Source organism: Candidatus Clavichlamydia salmonicola (assembly GCF_015356765.1).
GTDB classification, from domain to species: Bacteria; Chlamydiota; Chlamydiia; order Chlamydiales; family Chlamydiaceae; genus Clavichlamydia; species Clavichlamydia salmonicola.
On record NZ_WTCQ01000003.1, the window covers coordinates 205,968 to 223,988 of the forward strand.

The window sequence follows — 18,021 nt, forward strand, 5'->3', positions numbered from 1 at the left end:
GATCTTTCCTGATAAGAAAGATTAAGTGCCTAGAAGTTCAGGTCCAATGCCCATAATATGAACACCATGATCTGCAAATAGAACACTACCATTAATAGATTTTCCAAGATCACTAGCTAGAAAAGCAGCTAAATGACCAACTTCTTCAGCGGCCATCCGAGATAAAGGAATAGGCGTCATTCTAGCACAGTATTCTACCATGTTTTCTAAAAATCCAATGGCGCGTCCAGCACGGCTTCGTAAAGGTCCAGCTGAAATGGTATTGATTCGAATGCCCCAACGTCTTCCTAAATCCCATGATAAGGATCGAGTATCACTTTCAAGAGCGGCTTTGGCTGAGCTCATTCCACCACCATATCCAGGAATAGATTTTTGCGAAGCTTCATAGGTTAATGAAACAATGCTTCCTCCAGAATTCATAATAGGACCAAAGTGAGATGCAAGGCTAATGAGAGAATAGGAAGAAGAGCTTAGCGCTGTAAGATAACCTTGTCTGCTTGTGTCTAATAAGGATTTATTTACTTCAGGAGCGCTAGCTAAAGAATGAGCAATGATATCAATTTTTCCAAATTCTTCAGCAATACTAGCCGCTACTTCAGAAACAGTGTATCCTGAAGTATCCTTATACCGCTTGTTCATCTGAATATCTGCAGGTATATCACTTGGATTATCAAACATAGCATCAAAAGGATAAATTTTAGCAAATGATAATTCAGTACCATCAGAAAGCATAGAAGATTCTTTAAATTTTCCTGAATCCAAGGCTTGAGTAAAGATTTTTATCATTGGAACCCAGGTTCCTATTAAGATGGTAGCACCTGCTTCAGCTAAAGCTTTGGCTATAGCCCATCCATATCCTTGGTCATCACCAACTCCTGCCACAAAGGCCAATTTGCCTTTCAAGTCTATTTTTAACATAATGAGACATCCTTCATAAATCAAGAAGGATACTTGGATTTAAAAAAAAGAAGCAAGAGGTTTTAGATAACGATTTTAAAAGAAAAAAAAGCTAATTTTTTAAAGAAGATATTTCTTGATGATCTAAAAATAAATGATGAACAGGTAAAGGAAAATCTTTTGGTAAATTGGCTTCTGCTAAAACATGTATTGATAATGGAGCATAATAAAAGGAAAGAGATCGAGCATGTAATAAAGGTCTAAAAATATTTTCAGGTTGTTTTTTTGGACCATAATCAGGATCTCCTAAAATAGGAAAGCCTAATGTTTGTAAATGTAGACGAATTTGATGTGTACGGCCTGTCATGGGGCGGCAAATGAAGAGTGTAAGTTTCTCTGTAACTGGATTGGCATACCAAACTGTTTCAGTTGGGGCGCCACGATCTTTGTGAGTAACATTAGCACGAATCAAATTACCAGGACGTCTTTTTTGTGTAGAAGTATTAGTAATAATTTTACCCTTAGCCTTGTCAGGCCGGCCTAAAGAAATAGCAAAATATTTTTTTATTATGGCGTTATTGCGAAAAATATTTTCTAAGTGATTAAGGGCAAGATCTGTTTTAGCTCCAATAAAGCAGCCAGTAGTGCTTTTGTCTAAGCGATGAATAGGTTGTACTTTAAGCAAAATAGCTAAATCTTCAGACGTAATATAGGCAGGTTTATCATAAATAATGAAATGATCATTATCTAACAGTATTCTTGATTTTTCTTTTTCAAAAAAAGGTTGAGCAGCTAAATAAAAAACTATGGTATCGCCTGGTATAAGGCGATGAGATTCAAAGCGTTCTACTTTGCCATTAATTCGACAGCGATGGTTATTTATAGACCAAGCGATATCTGTATAACGAACATCTGGAAAATTACGTTTTAAAAAAGAGGAAAGACGTTCTTCTTCAAGAATTTTTTGCTGGAATTTCATGTTGAATTAATTTTGAAGATAAAACATTAAAAATTATTTATGCAGAGTAAAATAACATTTTTTAGATTTTTTTGTAATTCTCTTTTTTTCATTTAAGTATATTTAAGAGCTTTTAGAGGGAAAAAATAATGAAATTAGAAAATGATGAAGAGATTGTTTCATTTAAGGATTTTCCAGTAGAAAAATTGAAAAAATGGTTTGTTGAAAATAAGCGAGACTTACCTTGGAGGAAATCAAAAAATCCTTATGTAGTATTGATTTCTGAATTTATGCTTCAGCAAACAACTGTATCTGTAGTTATTCCATATTTTTTGAATTGGATGAAAAAATTTCCATCTTTTTATGATTTGCAAAAAGCTTCTATAGAAGAAGTATTAAAGGCTTGGGAAGGATTGGGTTATTATTCTCGAGCTCGGTCATTACATGTAATAGCTCGTAGAGTATGGACTGAATTTAATGGGTTATTGCCAGAAGATCCTCAAATTTTAATCACGTTTAAAGGAATAGGACCTTACACAGCTAAAGCAGTAGCTTTATTTGCCTTTGAGCATAAGGTAGCGCCAATAGATGGCAATGTATTGAGAGTTATGAGTCGTTTTTGGGGAATTATGGAATCCATAGATTCTACAGTAGTTAAGCGTAATATAGAGCAATTAACAACAGCTATTCTTCCAGATAAAGGTTTTCAAGATGCAGGAGAGGGTCTTATAGAGCTGGGGGCGATGATTTGCAAAAAAAAACCTTTGTGTGATAATTGTCCACTACGATTGCAATGTTCTGCTTACAGAACATCTGCTCAGTATCTTCTACCAATACGTAAGGCGAGGCGAAAGCAGATTATTTTATATCGCTTGGTTATGGTTATAAGAATAGGGAATAAATTTTTTCTAATTAAAAGAAAAAAAGGAGAACTTATGGAGGGGCTGTATGAATTTCCTTATATGAACTTAAATCAAGAAGAATTTTTTAATACATATTCTTATGAAAAAGAAGTTTGTGAATTTTTAAAAAAAGAAGTTCGTTATGAGAAACATTTACCTCTTCATCAACATGTTTTTACGTTTTATAAAGCATTTCTACAGCCAATTATTTTTGAGCTACAAGAAGAAATAAATGATGAGAATTTAGAACCTATAATTTTTCAAGATCTAGCATCAAAAGTATTTTCAGCAGGTCATAGAAAGATAGTGAATGATCTTACTAGAGATTCAAAAAATATTATAAATATATCCTCTACTTTGGAGATGAAAAATTAAATATGTACATAGATAAAATTAAAGAATTATGTGAAACGACAGAAAAAGTATTAGAAAAATCTTTTTGGATTACTCAACAAACATCTTTTTCAATGATTAGCATAGTGATAGAAGAAGCGTATGAATTGATAGATGCTATTAAAGAGGCAAAAATAGAAGAGTTAATTGAAGAGTTGGGGGATTTATTAGGTTTGGTTTTAATGCTATGCTTAGTAGTTCAAAGAGATAAAAAAATTGATCTGTATCACGTTATAGATGAGCACATAAAAAAATGTAAAAATAGACAACCATATATTTTTGAGCCTGAAAAAACCCCAGCTTTTTCAGCCAAAGAAGCTGAAAACCAGTGGCACGCACTAAAAAAACAAGAAATAGGAAAAAGGGATCGAAAAACTTCTGTAGATGGCTTACCTAGTTCTTCTCCAGCACTTACATTGGCATATCAAGCTTGCGCGCGAATGTCTCAAGAAGGTTATGAATTAAAAGAAAAATATTCATTTAATGACTTAAATGAAAAAAAGATTGGAGATTTGCTTTGGTCTATTTCAGTGTGTGCACAACGTAAAAATCTTCAACCAGAATATATTTTAAGAAAAAGTATCCAAGAAGAAATTAAAAAAAATATTCTTTGTTAAAAGAAAGAAGAAAGGATTGATCTTAATGTTGGTTATTAAGAAAATAAATTAGCCGGGGATCTTTTTGTGATAAGATACCTTTGAACTGAGTCAGGATTGGAAGATAGCAGCTCTAAAAAGTGTGTGTTATGCCGAAAAGAAATCTCCGGTCTTTTTTTTGTATAGGTTTTTATTATTGGATAAAAAAATAAACACCTAGTCCTTTCATATAAATTTTATTTTATTAAATCGCATAAAAAAATCTTAATTATTACTTGATGATATACTGATGTTGGAAGATGTGAGGAGGTATTGATTTATTAATAAATCATGATCTGACTGCTTTTCAGGGAAACTACATAATCATAGGTAAAGATGATGAACATACTATGTTAAAAAAAAAATTGATTTTAAGATGGTCATGAAGATCGCTTATTATAAGAGGAGTCATTTTTTTTAAATTTGAGTAATTAAAAATGAGTTCTTTTGGAAATTTTTTTCTTTAAAAAAGAGGTTTAAACGTTACTCACGACCAAAAAATCTTATTCTTAATAAGCATATATTGGGAAAAAAAATTAACATGCTTATTTATTTATTTGCCTTGATGTCATGGTAATTTGATAAAAAATTCTGAATGCCGTAATCTTTTTTTATCTGAACTTGCCTAGATTAAGCTTCTCAAAAAAGTGCTGATACAGAAGTATTACATTTCATAGGCTAGCTTTGAAAATATTAACGCTGAGGGTATAATGAAGATTTCAAAAAAACAATTTTTTGCCTTTTGCCTTTTTATTTTTTCATCAGGGATTATCTCTGGGGGGTGTGTTTCTAAAACAGGGGCATTATACCAGGGAAATGGAAGAGCAAAAGCTATGGTTTCAGTTTTGCCTGTTATGGCAGGATTTGGAATGGAGGTTGGCTTACCTTGGAGTGTGTCAGAAGAATTTTTTACTGGAATAAAGAAGCGGTTACGATCATCCCAAAAGGTTTATTTGATGAACCAAGCTGAATATGGTGAATGGTCTTCAGTTTTTAGTAATCCTGATCCGACAGCAATATCATCAAGTATTAGTCAAATATTTGCTCCATCTGAATTTGTTGTTTCTATGGAATTAATTCCTGCAAAAGAAGTTGCCTTAAGGCGCGTGAGTGATGTAGCGCCTGGTTTTGGATTAGCAGTTCGTGTTCGAATTTTTGATGTTCGTAATGATATGGTCAAATTAGTCTTTCAAGAAATAGTAGAATGTGCTCAGTCGATGTTACAGCCAAGTATTCCATGTGATTATCAAAAGCATAAATGGGGAACAGGTTCTTTTGACTCTACCCCAATAGGTCTTTTTCATGGGCGTCTTATAAGAGATCTTGTGCATCGTATTGAAGGTTATGTCAGTGCTAATCACTAATGTATGGTATTGAAACTAGAGCATTTCTACAAATTGTCATTATATTACCATTTGCTCAGACAGCGTTGTGGATAGCTAAAAAAAATCAATTATTACATCTTCCATATGTAAAAAAAGAAAAGTTTTTGAAAAGCTTTAGTGTTATTCAAATTTTGGGAGCTTTTTTTATTTATGTAGGTTTATTTCGTGTTTTTTTCTTTATTATCTTTATTTGTATAGGGGAATTTGTAGAGAAAGCAGGTGTTTCTCGAAGTGAAAGCATAGCCGCTTTCTTTTTTTCTATGGCTACTATTTTTGCTATGCTTGTGTATATCAAAGCTATGGGAAAACATAGATTAAGGTTAGTATTATATCGTTCAAAAAAAATTCCTAACTATAAAATTCGCAAAAAGATATTTTTTAACACTTGTAAAAATTTTATTTTATTTTATCCATTATTTCTTTTTGCTGCTAAGGTTTTAAATTTCATAATCATTTGTTTTTTTGGCAAAGAATTACCCAGTCAAATTATCTTAAGTCAAATAAAGGCATCTTTACATGATCCAATTACGTTTTTTTATTTAGCAGCCAATGTGATTATAGCAGTTCCATTTTTGGAAGAACTGTTCTTTAGGGGATTGATCCAAGTAGCATTAATTAAGTGGATAGGAAGATTTCAAGGAATATTGTGGAGCTCATTGATTTTTACTGCTATGCACTTTAGTCCCTTGCAGGGGGCCTCTAATCTTTCTTTATTACCTGCTTTATTTTTGACTTCATTAACATTAGGGATTATTTATGAAAAAGAAAGGACTTTACTAGCTCCTATTATTTTTCATACTCTTTTTAATTTAGTCAATTTATCAATTTCTATTTTATAGATTATTTTAAGGCAAAAAAAAACCGGAATGTCACCAAAAGGTGCATCCCGATATACATATTCAACAATGTTTCAAATCAGATTAGAAACGAAGTTGGCTGTTAACAGAAACAGCTCGCTCATCACCAATACGGCCTTCAACTGTTACGCTAACTTTATCAGCATCAACAAGAGTTGCACCAAAGGCAAAGCCCCATTGGTTTTGAGCTACTAAATCAGGTACAGTGAATCCTACACCAGTAAGAACTGCACTACCTAATGTTAGGTCAGGACCAGTTTTCCCTGATTCTGTAATAACAATAGAACCTGATTTAATCTCTGGACGAGACCATTTAACTGCCACAAAAGGAGTTAACATATTGATTCTATAAGAAAGGCCTAAGCCTGCTTGCCATTCACGATATGTCATTGGACGAGAAGCAGATTTAATCCAGAAAGGATTGGTATGATTCGTTGAACGAATTTCAGACCAATCTGGTTTGCTTTGAGCAAACTGAAATTCAGCGCCCAATGTTGCACAACCACATTCCCACAGAGAACCCCGTGCTCCAACGCTCCAAGAAAATTCATCAGTTGAATTTAGTCTAATAGTAGAGTTAAAAAGGGTTGTTACTGTACTAGGTACTGGTGTGGCATATGCATTGCTTAACTGAAATACACTCCCACCAGTTATGATTGATGTTGTAGTTTTCCCTAAGGAACCAAATACATCAAAACGATCCCAAAAATTAATAGCTAAATAAGCAGAATTGGTGTTCATTATCGTTTGACCGACGTTTGCATCCCACATTGTGCTTGGAGCATTATCAACAGTCATCATTCTGTCAATTACATAGTCTCCATAAAATCCAAAACGAACACTTACAGCATCGCACCACGATGCACAAGGATCACAAGGATCACAACTTTGACCTTCCCACAAAATACCGTCTATCAGCATACTGGCATCACCAGGATTGCCAACAGGCAAACCTTGTAAACATCCTGATACTGCGGCAACTGTTAATACTGTCATGAAGAGTTTTTTCATACTCACCTCAAAAAGATTTCTCTAGATTACCATCATGTAGTTCCTAGTGCCCTTTCTTCGGTATCACAAGCGATTGTAACTCGTTAATATTCATGTGAACACTACGCTTTATTATTAACCGCTTTATTAGGAAAAAAGCTTTTTGGCAAGCCAAAAAAGATATTTTCTTAATATGCACCGCATGAGCACCAAGCTCATTAACCAGAAACATAACAAATTTGTCTCTTTACAGTAAATACTAGTGTCATGTTTTAGCATTTTTTTATTTTAAGATCTTTAAAGTTTCTCTAAAATCATTAAGAGCCATGTTTTTAGGTATTTTCATGTTTTTAGGAACATATTCAAAAAAAAACAAAATCAGGAAAAAAAAGAGATATTATTAACTTAATAAAGAATAAAGACATTGCAGAAACTGTAATCAGATACCCAATTTTTAATAATTTTACTGACAATAGGAAAGATTTTTAAATATAATTTATATTAATCTTTAATTCTTATGGGCTTAGTGTAGTTATGGATCTATATGCTCAGAAAAACCTCTTGCAAGATGTCAATATGCATTTGCTATGATGTGCTTATTTGCAAGTTATACACATTATGGTGGTGCATGGCTCTTTTTTTGAAGCATTTTGGTATTACTGATATAGGCCGTGTAAGATCTATAAATCAAGATTGCTGGCAGGCTCTTCCAGAAGATGGTTTGTTTGCAGTAGCTGATGGAATGGGAGGGCGTTTTGGTGGAGAGGTAGCCTCTTATGAGGCAATGAAAGCTTTGGTAGAATTTTTTAAAAAGCGTCGACGTCTATTTTTGAAAAGTAACATTCGTAGGCATGAGGAATATCTATCTTCAATTTTATCTCGTGTAAATGGATGTGTTTATGGCAAAGGACTATCGAACAGTTCTTTAAAAGGCATGGGAACTACACTGTGTACATTACACTTATGTTATGATCGTGCTGTTGTTGCTCATGTAGGCGATAGCCGTGTCTATTGTTATAGAGAAGGATCTCTCTATCGATTAACTGAAGACCATTCATTATTAACAAAAATGATGAATAAAGGAATGATCAGCCCTGAAAGTATAGAAAAAAGTCCATATAAACATATATTAACTCATGCTATTGGAACAAAGCCAAATGTGCCTATTGAGGTGAATAGTTTTTCTATAAAGAAAGGAGATTTATTTTTATTATGTTCAGATGGGCTAACTAATTTTGTTTCTGATAGTAACATAGAAAATCATTTATCAGGGAAGACTTCTTTAGAAATTTGTGCAAAAAAGCTTATAGAAGCTGCAAATAATCAAGGTGGTGGCGATAATATTACTACCTTATTAGTAGAAGTGGGATAATGATATATTTAGATAATAATGCATCTACATTTCTAGATCCAATTCTTAAAAATTACTTTAATGAAATATTTTTCTCATTAGTAAATGCACCTGCTAACCCTTCTAGTATGCACAGTGCTGGAAGACGCGGCAAAGCTGTTTTAGATATTGCTTTACAGCAAGTTGCGCATTTTTTTGATTGTCGTGTGGCGGATGTTATATTTACTTCAGGAGCAACAGAATCTATTAATACGCTAGTGCATGGTATTTCAAAAGGTTCTATTATTTCATCTAATACAGAGCATTCTTGTATTCGAGAGTCCTTAAAAATAAAAAAAGATAAAGCTATATTTTTGTCCCCAAAGCAAGGGTATTGTGTTGTTCATCCAGAACAAGTAGAGCAAGCAATAACAGAAGATACAAAGGCCTTAATTTTTTCTTCAGTAAATGGAGAAACTGGAGCTAAGCTTGATTATAAAGCTATTGCTAAGATTGCTTTAAGGCATGGACTTATTTTTATTATAGATGCAACAGCCATGATAGGTAAAGAGCCATTTCATTTATATCCAGGTGTTTCTGCTTGTTGTTTTAGTGGTCATAAAATGCATGCACCAACAGGTATAGGTGTAGTTATTACAACTCCAGGATTAAGACTTAAGCCTTTATTGTATGGAGGCGGACAGCAAAGGAACCGGCGTAGTGGTACAGAAAATGTATGGGGAGCTGTAGCTTTGGGGAAAATCTTATCTTCTATTCAAGAGAAACTTTCAGTAATACAACAAAAAATGAAAACATTAAGAGATTTTTTAGAAAAATTATTGAAAGAACATATAATAGATATGATTATACACTGTGAAGATCAGGAACGTGTGTGTAATGTTTCTAATGTTTCTTTTGAAGGGGTTGATGGAGAAACATTACTGATGGCGTTAGATTTAGATGGATTAATGGTAGGCCATGGATCAGCTTGTGCTTCAGGAATTGGCGCTCGTTCTCATGTTTTAAGGAGTATGGGAGTCTCTAATGATATTTCAGATGCATCAATTAGATTTTCTTTAAGTCGTTTTACTACAGAAGAAGAGCTAATCTTAGCTGTAAAAATTGTAAAAGAAAATGTAGAACGGTTAAGAAAATTATGTGGATATCAATCTAAAACATAATGCTTTTAATTTTGACATTTTTGATACCCATAATCGTAATTTCTTCAACAGACAGAAGGTAATGTCCTTTCATGATTGAGTCATGAAGCTCTGCAGGTCGTCCCAGTTCTAAAAGAATCAATTGAGCTAAAGAGCTAGAAGCATGACCTTTAAGATTAATTTTGTATTTTTTGTTAAGATGCCCAACAAGAGTATTCCCAGGAAAGATACGTTCGATTAAAGGAAGGCGATGCTTATGTTTTTTAGTAATATGGAAGATAATTTTTAAAATCTCAGAGAAAAATAAAATACCAATAGACACACCTTGCTCATCGATAACAATAGCTAGTTGTTTTCGATGAGTAATGAATTCTTCTAAACATTGAATAAGAAGAGTTTTATTTGAGATAAACCATGGAGCTTCCATAGGGGTAGATTGATCATTTAATGTTTCAGCCCAAACAAAATCTTTTAAAGAGATGGTTCCTATAATATTATGTTTTTTTTCATGGTATACTGGAATGATTGGACTTTTAGATGCAATAAAGGTAGCTCGAATTTCTGAATTAGAGGTATCAGAATTTATAGAAAAAAAATGACCCAATGGTTGCATTATTGCTTGTGCAGTATTACTTTTTAAGTCAAAAATATTGCTAGTGATAGTATTAAAATCATTTTTTCCATGTTGAATTTCAATAACTTTTTCAAGTTCTTCTCTACTAATGAAATTTTGAAAAGTTCGTTTTTTTATCTTTAGTAATTTATAAATGATCGTCGAAAGAAATCCAAATAAGCGATTAATTGGATAAAATAGATAATAAGAAGCATGGAATAGATAAATACCAAGAATAGCCATGTGTTCAGAAAATTTACGCGCAGCAGCTAAAGGCACAAGTTCAGCAAAAATTACGATTAAAAGTACTTGGCTTAATGGTGCAAAATGAGGATTCAAATGCATTGAAGAGTAGAATTCTCTAGCTGCTTGGGAACCTATTTGTAGAGCAATATTTGCTCCAATCATAGCTGTACCAAAAAGTCTAAATGGGTCTTGAGTGATAAAAAATATTTTTTTAGCAGTCTTATTGTTCTTGCTAACGTAATACTGTAGTCGAATTTTATTAAATGAGAGAGCAGCCATTTCCATCATAGAGTAAAATCCTTGGATAAAAATGCACAATAAAGAAACGAGTAACCAAAAAAATGGAGTATTAAGCATTGATACGCCTTATATGAACACGTTGAATTTTATTAGGAGCGGCTTCTAATACATGGAAAAAGAAATTATTCCATAGATGACAAGTACCAGTTTCAGGTATGGAACCAATTTGTTCAATAAGCCAACCCCCAATGGTTGCAACATCATTATTTTTTGGTAAGGCAACGCCAAAGATATTTTCAAATTCTATAAGTTCAAAACAACCATTTGTAATAATAATGTTGTTTCCAGATCTGGTATATGGAACAGTATGTTCTTTAGGATCAGTAATTTCTCCTACTACAAGTTCAAAAAGATCTTCTTGTGTAACAAGACCTGCAATTGCGCCATACTCATCAATAACCATACCCAATTGTTCATCATTAGCAATTAAGTTAGACAATGCAGTTTTTGCTGAAACTGTTTCAGGTATAAAATAAGCTTTTTTTAATAAAGGTATAAGATCTTTAGATCGATGAATCTGCTTGGAAGCTTCAAAAAGTATCTGTAAGTGGCAAATGCCTACTAATTGTTGCAAATCTCCATGGCAGACAGGAATTCGGGATAAATTATTTTTTTGCATGGTAAGATGAAGTTCTTTTAAAGGCATGCTTAAATCATAAAAATAGATTTGATCTCTAGGATGCATTCTTTCTTTAATGGAATAATCAGTAAGGGATAGATACCCTGAAATTAATTTTGCTTCTTCTGAAGAAATAATGCCTTTTGCTGAGCATTCTGGAATTACAGTTTTTAATTCTTCTGTAAGAATGATCTCTTCTTTTTTTAAAAAAAAACTACAAATATGAGTTAATTTTTCTGTTAATATTACCATCCAATTTAAAAAAGGCGAGAGTGTCTTATGAATTTTGGTAATATAAGGAACAGTTTGATAAGCAATTTTTTCATTAAAAGGAAGAGCTAGTGCTTTGGGTAAAACTTCTCCTATTACTAATGTAATTAGAAGAGGCGCTATAATTGCAGCCCACCAGCGTCCTTGAAAAAAAGACAAAGAGGCTATTGTGTTTTGAATTAAGACATTGGCTAAGATGTCGCAGAAAAGTAATGTTACTAGAAATTTTTGAGGATGTTGCATTAGGCGGGCAATATGATTTTTCTTTGGATCTGCATGAAATTTATAAATAGAAATTTGACTGGATCTTAAAGAAAAAAAAGAAATTTGAACTAAAGAACAAAAAATAGAGCTGCTTACAAGAAATAAGAGAAAAAAAATTAATAAGAAAATCACAACTTGTCTCGATCTATATCAGAAGGAAGAATCACTTTTTTATATCCTTCAGGAACCATGCCTAAATAATTTATCAAGGCCCACTCAATCCAAGAAGGAAATTCTTTATAATCAAGAAAGGTGGCAAGCTTTTCTTGAATTTTCATTTCTTGAATTATTTTATTATGTAAATAGGTAGCTTTTTTTTTAAGTTTTATAGTTTCTTTTTTTTTAACCAATGCTGCTGGTTCATAGCAACTAGAAGTAAAAAGAAAAAAAAGAAACACCCACCAAGATTTGATAAAACATTCTTCAAAAAATTTTAACATTTTAGCCATTAGACAAAGGGAACAGTAATTCCTTGTTGTTTTTGGTATTTACCATTTTTATCTGCGTATGAAAGAGCACATACATTGGCTGCTTCAAAGAAAACAACTTGAGCAATGCCTTCATTAGCATAAATTTTAGCTGGTAGTGGAGTTGTATTAGAAATTTCTAAAGTTATAAATCCTTCCCATTCTGGTTCAAGAGGAGTAACATTTACAATAATGCCACATCGAGCATATGTCGATTTTCCTATACAAAATGTTAAAACACTGCGAGGAACCCGAAAATATTCAGTGCTTCTGGCTAAAGCAAACGAATTTGGGGGAATAAGACAAACAGGGCCACAGAAATCAACAAAAGAATCTTCAGTGAAATTTTTAGGATCCACTGTAGAACTATATATATTGGTAAAAATTTTAAATTCATCTGCTACGCGAATATCATAGCCATAACTAGAAAGACCATAGCTAATACATTTATCTTCAGAGTTAGGGTGAGTTTTAACCTGATGTGCAACAAAAGGTTCTATCATGTCATTTTCTAGGGACATTTGTTTTATCCATTTATCTTCTTTTAGACTCATTATGTTAAGGCCCTCTGTGATTTACTTATTGATTATACAAATATTAATGATTCAAGTTTATGAAAAGACAACTTAGCAGGAAAGTATAAGTTATGTTTTACATGGTATAAAGTAATGTATAACTATCATTCCTTTGAAAAAAAACATAAGAAAACTTTTCTTAAATCTTGAAAAGGTCAGTTTAATAAGGATTATCCCTTGGGTCAAAATAAAAATGAATTTTAAAGAAAAAAATGATTGATAAACAGAATTTTTGCTTACCAAACATCTCAATAAACGCATGCATAGATAATTTGTTTTTTCAGCAAGAAATAGGAATGGCTTTTGAAAGGATCTTTTGTTAGATTCATAATTTGGAGTGAGTCGCTTAACATTGATTCTTTTTTGCATGGAAAATCACTTTATCGGAACGATAGCAAATGAAAAATCTTTTGAAAGTGCGCTAAGGCCATGTTTTTTAGAGGATTTTTGGGGACAAAATGATCTTAAAGAGAGATTAGAAGTTTTTATTGGTGCTGCGCATCAAAGAAATGAGACCTTAGGGCATTGTTTATTTTATGGTCCTCCTGGTTTAGGAAAAACAACATTAGCTCATATTTTAGCGAAAAAAGTTGGACATTCTTTAGTTTCTGCTTCAGGCCCACAGTTAGAAAAACCAGCAGATTTGGTTGGTATTTTGACAAATTTACAAGAAAAAGATGTTTTTTTTGTAGATGAAATTCACCGCATGAGTCGTGCTGCAGAAGAATATTTGTATTCTGCAATGGAAGATTATTACATAGATCTAATGTTAGACAGTGGACCAAATGCTCGATCAGTTCGTGTTTCTTTATCAAAATTTACTCTTATAGGAGCAACGACTAAGGTAGGAATGTTGAGTGCGCCATTGCGTTCACGTTTTATGTTTACTGGGCGGTTAGAGTATTATCCATCTGATGTACTAGCAAAAGTCATTATGCGATCAGCAGCATTACTTCAATTAGAAATTTCTCAAGATGCTTTTTATGAAATTGCTATAAGAGCAAGAGGGACGCCGAGAGTAGCTAATAGGCTTTTACGTTGGGTAAGAGATTTTGCTCAAATGAAAAGTGCAGGAAAAATTGATAGAGAAGTAGCAGTGAAAGCGCTGAAAATGTTATCAATAGATGATTGGGGTTTAGATGAAATAGATGCCAAAATTCTGAGTACCATAATAGGTTATTACGAAGGTGGTCCTGTAGGTCTTAATACATTAGCTGTGGCAGTAGGTGAAGAGCCTCGTACCATAGAAGAGGTCTATGAACCATTTTTGATATTGAAGGGTTTATTAAAAAGAACCCCTAGAGGAAGAATGGTGACAGAGTTAGCTTACACAAGGGAAAGTAATTTCCAAAAAGAAAAAGAGCAGACGAAGGAGTAATAAATGAACAGATATCCTTGGAAATATCTTCTTCTTATAATGATGATATGTACTCCATTAGTAGAGGCACGTATTGGATCTTTACAGATAAGACAAGAAGAAATAGAGCAAGTATCTTTAATGCCAGAAGTTAAAGTGTTGTTACATGAAAATGTTACTTCAGTATTACTGGAGTCAAAAGACAGTTATACAGTTACAGACTCAAGAGGAACGCTTTTGTCATCTCAATCATTTGGTAAACGTTTTGTTGTGCATTCTATGACAGATGGATTACGTTGGGGTGAGATCTTTCCTGCTGTAAGTAGTATTACTATCACTCCTCAACAAGATGATTCATATGTTTTTGTTAATGGAATGCAATATTCAGGAGTAGTGCATGTTTATCGTGTTGATAATCATAGAATTACTGTGGTCAATGAACTTTCTGTAGATGATTATTTAAAATCTTCATTGGCTTTAAAATTTGATCAATCTTTTTCTCAAGAAGCGTTATCAGCTTATGTTATCGCAGAGCGCACTAAATTAGTGGAAAAAATTAAAGCTACACAAGGAAGAGATCTTTGTTGGCATCTTGTTTCCAGCGATGAACATTATCTAGGTTATGCCATTACTAGAAGAGAAAATGGTGTGGATCTTGCTGTTGATTGGACTGCTTGTATGATTTTAGATAGATTGAATACTAGAGTTGCTTTGGATATAACTGTTTTGCGTTTAGAAGACATGGAAGCCTTGGCTCAAGCGGGAATGAACGCAAAACAAATTTTAGATGCGTTCTATCCTGATATTAAATTGATCGTGCTAAAAACAGATTTTGGATTAAATAGCAGTGCTATTGGATAGTTTTTTTATTTGAAGATGCTGTTGTATATTAATAAATATGATTAACTAATTCGTTATTTTTAATTTATTAAAGGTGATTGACACTTTATTTTTTAACGCTATTTCTGTGCAAACAGGAAAGATTTATCAACTAAAAAGAGTTCCCTCAAATGAATTGATATGATAACCTGAATGTAGGAAAAAATTAGAAGGAGAAGGGTCCCATGTCGCGTCAGAACGCTGAGGAGAACCTAAAAAACTTTGCCAAAGAGTTGAAACTTTCCGATGTAGGTTTCGATCAAAACAATACCTGCATATTGTTTGTGGATGGAGAGTTTTCTCTGCATTTAACATATGAAGAGCATTCCGATCGTCTTTATATCTACTCTCCTTTATTGGATGGGTTACCTGAAAATCCCCAATATAGGCTAGCTTTATATGAAAAGCTATTAGAAGGCTCAATGTTAGGTGGACAGGTTGCAGGAGGAGGTATTGGCCTTGCTGTAAAAGAGCAGTTAGTTTTAATTCATTGTGTTTTAGATATGAAATATGCTGAAACAAATTTATTAAAAGCTTTTGCTCAATTATTTATTGAAACTGTTGTCAAGTGGAGAACTGTTTGCGCGGATATTTCAGCAGGTAGACCACCTTCAGTTGATACAATGCCGCAGGTGACTCCAAATATGGGTGTTGTACCACCGCCACAAGGTATTAGAGCGTAGTTAATAGTTTTATATTTAACTTACTTCTGTAATTATTGTCATGAACCCTTAAAAATTTATTTTTTTAGGGTTTATTTTTTTGTTTTTTTTTAATCTGGTTATTTAACGCTTAAATTCTTTAAGATGGGGCATTTTCACGCCCAGTTTTTTGTGCTGTAGTGTTAAAGTTTTATTTTCAAGAAGAGAAATAGGTAAATTATATGATGATGGGTTTTTTTGCTGGCTATTTAGGGTCTGATCCAGAAGAACGTTTTACGGCTAATGGTAAAAGAGTAGTTGTACTACGGTTAGCTGTAAAAACACGACAAAGTGGAAAGGAAGAGACAGTTTGGTGTAAATGTAACATTTGGCATGATCGTTTTGATAATATGTTACCATATCTTAAAAAGGGATCTGCTCTTATTGTCTCTGGAGAAATTGGAGTAGATGGATATCTATCTCGAGATGGATCTCCCCAAGCGTCTTTGTTAATTACAGCAGATACTTTGAAATTTAATCCATTTGGAAAAAATGATCGTTCTCCTTCTGATGCTACAGCTAATGTAGCTCCAAGCACAGAAAAAGCATCACATGCAATGATGAATGAACAAGAAACTCCTGTTTATGCAACTGTACTGGGTGATGATGAAAGTCCTTATGCAAACGATGATATTCCTTTCTAGTTGCTTAGGACTAAAAATATTTTAAAACATGGAGACAAAAGCTTATGTTATTATCTGCTTATGCTGAAGGCTCCAAACGGAAAACTGCAGATGTTGCTATTTTTCCGTTTTGGCTCATTAGCAAAAAGCCATTATTGGCTATTAAAACTGCAGCGCTTCCAAAAGAGTGTGCTGCAGTCCTTACTTCTGGTGATTTTACTGGAAAAGAAGGAGAGATATGTACCATTTATTTAGATGGGAACAAGGAAAAAAGAGCTGTATTATTAGGTTTAGGAAATGAAGAAACTTTAGATGCTGAAATATTAAAAGGTATTTATGGAAAATTAGCTTTTTTTTGTAGAAAAGCTAATTGGTTGAATTTAAATATCTTTATACCAGAAATTTCTCAATTAAGAGTGCTTTCTCCTGAGTGTTTCGTTGCAGCTTTGTTAGAAGGAATTTATTCTGCAAATTATCAGTTACCTTTTCATGGAAATCCAGGAGAGGAACTACCATCTCCATTACTAACAGAGGTTCATGTTGTAGGAATGAAGGCTACTTTATTTAATCCTATAGCTCAGCGTGTAGAGATTATAATGGAAGGTGTTTTTCTAGCGCGAGATTTAGTTAATGGAAATGCTGATCGAGTGACGCCATTTCATATGGCAACTGTCGCTACTGACATAGCTAAACAAATTCCAGGTGTTAAGGTAGAGGTATGGGATGAAGCTCGTTTAGCTAAAGAAAACATGGGATTAGTTTTAGCTGTAGCTAAAGGTGCTACCAATAAACCTCGTTTTATTATTCTAAAATACCGAGGTCATCCAAAGAGTAAGGATCATACAGTTATTATTGGTAAAGGTGTGACTTATGATACAGGTGGATTAGACTTAAAACCTGGTAATTCTATGCTCGGAATGAAGGCAGATATGGCTGGAGGGGCAGCTGTGCTGTCTACTTTAGGCACAGTTGCTTCATTAAGTCTTAAAGTGAATGTTACAGCTGTAATTCCTTGTGTAGAGAATGCCATTAGTGCAAATAGTTATAAAATGGGTGATGTTTATACTTCCTGTTCTGGTGATGCAGTAGAAATAATTTCAACAGATGCAGAAGGTCGGTTAATTTTAGCTGATGCATTAGCCTATACTATCGAATCTCTTAAGCCTTCTAGGATTATAGATTTAGCTACATTAACAGGGTCTATTTGTATTGCTCTTGGTGATGATATGGCAGGGTTATTTTCTAATAATGAAGAGCTCACTGCAAAACTTCTGGCAGCAGGAAAAAAAACTGGAGATATGTTATGGGCAATGCCACTTCATATGCCCTATAAGAAGATGCTGAAGTCAGATATTGCTACAATGAAAAATTGTGGTGGCAGAGAAGCAGGCTCAGTAACTGCTGCTTTATTTTTACATCATTTTGTAAAAAATGTTCCATGGGCTCATTTAGATATTGCTGGAACAGCTTTTCAAAAAGAGCAAAATAATTATTTACCAAAACATGCGACTGGTTATGGGGTGCGATTATTGGTAGAATTTTTAAATTCATTTGCTGTTTTATAAGAAAAATATAAATAGTTTTTAACAAAAAAAAAGCT

General features: G+C 33.3%; 17 protein-coding genes, 1 other RNA gene and 1 pseudogene. 12 read left to right on the forward strand and 7 right to left on the reverse strand.

The features are described 5' to 3' along the window. Window positions 1-21: 21 nt before the first annotated feature. Together CLAVI_RS04120 and CLAVI_RS04125 are read right to left on the reverse strand one after the other, a co-directional pair. A complete protein-coding gene (locus tag CLAVI_RS04120) occupies window positions 22-918 on the reverse strand; it encodes an enoyl-[acyl-carrier-protein] reductase (RefSeq protein ID WP_194844324.1) in 897 nt (298 codons plus the stop codon). A gap of 91 nt (window positions 919-1,009) precedes the next feature. Continuing rightward, window positions 1,010-1,876, reverse strand: a complete 867-nt coding sequence (locus CLAVI_RS04125; RefSeq protein WP_194844325.1) for a pseudouridine synthase — start codon at window positions 1,874-1,876, stop codon at window positions 1,010-1,012. Between the two features lie 128 nt (window positions 1,877-2,004). Here CLAVI_RS04125 and CLAVI_RS04130 point away from each other — a divergent pair, with 128 nt between their 5' ends. The 5 genes from CLAVI_RS04130 to CLAVI_RS04150 all read left to right on the forward strand — a co-directional run bounded on the left by CLAVI_RS04130 (window position 2,005) and on the right by CLAVI_RS04150 (window position 6,009). Continuing rightward, window positions 2,005-3,132, forward strand: a complete 1,128-nt coding sequence (locus tag CLAVI_RS04130) for an A/G-specific adenine glycosylase (protein ID WP_194844326.1) — start codon at window positions 2,005-2,007, stop codon at window positions 3,130-3,132. A 2-nt stretch (window positions 3,133-3,134) separates the two neighbouring features. Beyond that, complete coding sequence (locus CLAVI_RS04135) at window positions 3,135-3,767, forward strand: MazG nucleotide pyrophosphohydrolase domain-containing protein (protein WP_194844327.1); 633 nt, start codon at window positions 3,135-3,137, stop codon at window positions 3,765-3,767. 52 nt (window positions 3,768-3,819) lie between these two features. Next, window positions 3,820-3,919: signal recognition particle sRNA small type (gene ffs / locus CLAVI_RS04140), an RNA gene on the forward strand. Window positions 3,920-4,495: 576 nt separating this feature from the next. Continuing rightward, window positions 4,496-5,149: a CT253 family lipoprotein gene (locus CLAVI_RS04145; RefSeq protein WP_194844328.1), complete on the forward strand. Its 654-nt coding sequence runs from the start codon at window positions 4,496-4,498 to the stop codon at window positions 5,147-5,149. Next, entirely contained in the window at window positions 5,149-6,009 is an 861-nt protein-coding gene (locus CLAVI_RS04150) for a CPBP family intramembrane glutamic endopeptidase (RefSeq protein WP_194844329.1), read from the forward strand. Before CLAVI_RS04145 ends, CLAVI_RS04150 begins: the two co-directional genes overlap by 1 nt. 144 nt (window positions 6,010-6,153) lie before the next feature. Here CLAVI_RS04150 and CLAVI_RS04155 read toward each other — a convergent pair. Next, window positions 6,154-7,038: pseudogene (locus CLAVI_RS04155) on the reverse strand (hypothetical protein); the annotation flags it as partial. A gap of 607 nt (window positions 7,039-7,645) precedes the next feature. Here CLAVI_RS04155 and CLAVI_RS04160 point away from each other — a divergent pair. Further along, window positions 7,646-8,389 carry a Stp1/IreP family PP2C-type Ser/Thr phosphatase gene (locus CLAVI_RS04160; RefSeq protein WP_194844331.1) on the forward strand — a complete coding sequence of 248 codons (744 nt, stop codon included), beginning with the start codon at window positions 7,646-7,648 and terminating at the stop codon, window positions 8,387-8,389. Continuing rightward, window positions 8,389-9,528 carry a cysteine desulfurase family protein gene (locus CLAVI_RS04165; RefSeq protein WP_194844332.1) on the forward strand — a complete coding sequence of 380 codons (1,140 nt, stop codon included), beginning with the start codon at window positions 8,389-8,391 and terminating at the stop codon, window positions 9,526-9,528. Before CLAVI_RS04160 ends, CLAVI_RS04165 begins: the two co-directional genes overlap by 1 nt. On the opposite strand, the gene CLAVI_RS04170 is transcribed toward CLAVI_RS04165, so the two are convergent. From CLAVI_RS04170 to dcd, 4 genes are read right to left on the reverse strand one after another with little or no spacing between them, the layout of a single operon-like run. After that, the gene (locus CLAVI_RS04170) at window positions 9,518-10,723 is read right to left on the reverse strand and encodes a CNNM domain-containing protein (RefSeq protein ID WP_194844333.1); all 1,206 of its coding nucleotides are present in this window, start codon (window positions 10,721-10,723) and stop codon (window positions 9,518-9,520) included. The two genes, CLAVI_RS04165 and CLAVI_RS04170, sit on opposite strands and share 11 nt — an antisense overlap. Further along, the gene (locus tag CLAVI_RS04175; RefSeq protein ID WP_194844334.1) at window positions 10,716-11,951 is read right to left on the reverse strand and encodes a hemolysin family protein; all 1,236 of its coding nucleotides are present in this window, start codon (window positions 11,949-11,951) and stop codon (window positions 10,716-10,718) included. Before CLAVI_RS04175 ends, CLAVI_RS04170 begins: the two co-directional genes overlap by 8 nt. After that, complete coding sequence (locus tag CLAVI_RS04180; protein WP_194844335.1) at window positions 11,948-12,259, reverse strand: hypothetical protein; 312 nt, start codon at window positions 12,257-12,259, stop codon at window positions 11,948-11,950. The genes CLAVI_RS04175 and CLAVI_RS04180 overlap by 4 nt, the downstream gene beginning before the upstream one ends. Window positions 12,260-12,267: 8 nt before the next feature. Continuing rightward, window positions 12,268-12,840 carry a dCTP deaminase gene (gene dcd / locus CLAVI_RS04185; RefSeq protein WP_194844336.1) on the reverse strand — a complete coding sequence of 191 codons (573 nt, stop codon included), beginning with the start codon at window positions 12,838-12,840 and terminating at the stop codon, window positions 12,268-12,270. Window positions 12,841-13,228: 388 nt separating this feature from the next. Between dcd and ruvB the strand changes: the two genes are divergently transcribed. The 5 genes from ruvB (at window position 13,229) to CLAVI_RS04210 (ending at window position 17,986) form a co-directional block, all read left to right on the forward strand. Next, a complete protein-coding gene (ruvB, locus tag CLAVI_RS04190; protein ID WP_194844337.1) occupies window positions 13,229-14,239 on the forward strand; it encodes a Holliday junction branch migration DNA helicase RuvB in 1,011 nt (336 codons plus the stop codon). Window positions 14,240-14,242: 3 nt separating this feature from the next. Next, window positions 14,243-15,079, forward strand: coding sequence for a SpoIID/LytB domain-containing protein (locus tag CLAVI_RS04195; protein WP_194844338.1), 837 nt, complete (start codon window positions 14,243-14,245; stop codon window positions 15,077-15,079). Window positions 15,080-15,282: 203 nt separating this feature from the next. Beyond that, window positions 15,283-15,780 carry a CesT family type III secretion system chaperone gene (locus tag CLAVI_RS04200; RefSeq protein ID WP_194844339.1) on the forward strand — a complete coding sequence of 166 codons (498 nt, stop codon included), beginning with the start codon at window positions 15,283-15,285 and terminating at the stop codon, window positions 15,778-15,780. Between the two features lie 200 nt (window positions 15,781-15,980). Beyond that, window positions 15,981-16,442: a single-stranded DNA-binding protein gene (gene ssb, locus CLAVI_RS04205; protein WP_194844340.1), complete on the forward strand. Its 462-nt coding sequence runs from the start codon at window positions 15,981-15,983 to the stop codon at window positions 16,440-16,442. A gap of 44 nt (window positions 16,443-16,486) precedes the next feature. Further along, window positions 16,487-17,986 (forward strand): leucyl aminopeptidase, encoded by a 1,500-nt coding sequence (locus tag CLAVI_RS04210; protein WP_194844341.1) that lies wholly within the window; start codon window positions 16,487-16,489, stop codon window positions 17,984-17,986. The last annotated feature ends 35 nt before the right edge of the window (window positions 17,987-18,021 follow it).

What these genes read in the sequence shown, in the direction of transcription:
- CLAVI_RS04120 (WP_194844324.1), bottom strand. Translation starts at nt 918, where the DNA reads ATGTTAAAAATAGACTTGAAAGGCAAATTGGCCTTTGTGGCAGGAGTT.
- CLAVI_RS04125 (WP_194844325.1), bottom strand. Translation starts at nt 1,876, where the DNA reads ATGAAATTCCAGCAAAAAATTCTTGAAGAAGAACGTCTTTCCTCTTTT.
- CLAVI_RS04130 (WP_194844326.1), top strand. Translation starts at nt 2,005, where the DNA reads ATGAAATTAGAAAATGATGAAGAGATTGTTTCATTTAAGGATTTTCCA.
- CLAVI_RS04135 (WP_194844327.1), top strand. Translation starts at nt 3,135, where the DNA reads ATGTACATAGATAAAATTAAAGAATTATGTGAAACGACAGAAAAAGTA.
- CLAVI_RS04145 (WP_194844328.1), top strand. Translation starts at nt 4,496, where the DNA reads ATGAAGATTTCAAAAAAACAATTTTTTGCCTTTTGCCTTTTTATTTTT.
- CLAVI_RS04150 (WP_194844329.1), top strand. Translation starts at nt 5,149, where the DNA reads ATGTATGGTATTGAAACTAGAGCATTTCTACAAATTGTCATTATATTA.
- CLAVI_RS04160 (WP_194844331.1), top strand. Translation starts at nt 7,646, where the DNA reads ATGGCTCTTTTTTTGAAGCATTTTGGTATTACTGATATAGGCCGTGTA.
- CLAVI_RS04165 (WP_194844332.1), top strand. Translation starts at nt 8,389, where the DNA reads ATGATATATTTAGATAATAATGCATCTACATTTCTAGATCCAATTCTT.
- CLAVI_RS04170 (WP_194844333.1), bottom strand. Translation starts at nt 10,723, where the DNA reads ATGCTTAATACTCCATTTTTTTGGTTACTCGTTTCTTTATTGTGCATT.
- CLAVI_RS04180 (WP_194844335.1), bottom strand. Translation starts at nt 12,259, where the DNA reads ATGTTAAAATTTTTTGAAGAATGTTTTATCAAATCTTGGTGGGTGTTT.
- dcd (WP_194844336.1), bottom strand. Translation starts at nt 12,840, where the DNA reads ATGAGTCTAAAAGAAGATAAATGGATAAAACAAATGTCCCTAGAAAAT.
- ruvB (WP_194844337.1), top strand. Translation starts at nt 13,229, where the DNA reads ATGGAAAATCACTTTATCGGAACGATAGCAAATGAAAAATCTTTTGAA.
- CLAVI_RS04195 (WP_194844338.1), top strand. Translation starts at nt 14,243, where the DNA reads ATGAACAGATATCCTTGGAAATATCTTCTTCTTATAATGATGATATGT.
- CLAVI_RS04200 (WP_194844339.1), top strand. Translation starts at nt 15,283, where the DNA reads ATGTCGCGTCAGAACGCTGAGGAGAACCTAAAAAACTTTGCCAAAGAG.
- ssb (WP_194844340.1), top strand. Translation starts at nt 15,981, where the DNA reads ATGATGATGGGTTTTTTTGCTGGCTATTTAGGGTCTGATCCAGAAGAA.
- CLAVI_RS04210 (WP_194844341.1), top strand. Translation starts at nt 16,487, where the DNA reads ATGTTATTATCTGCTTATGCTGAAGGCTCCAAACGGAAAACTGCAGAT.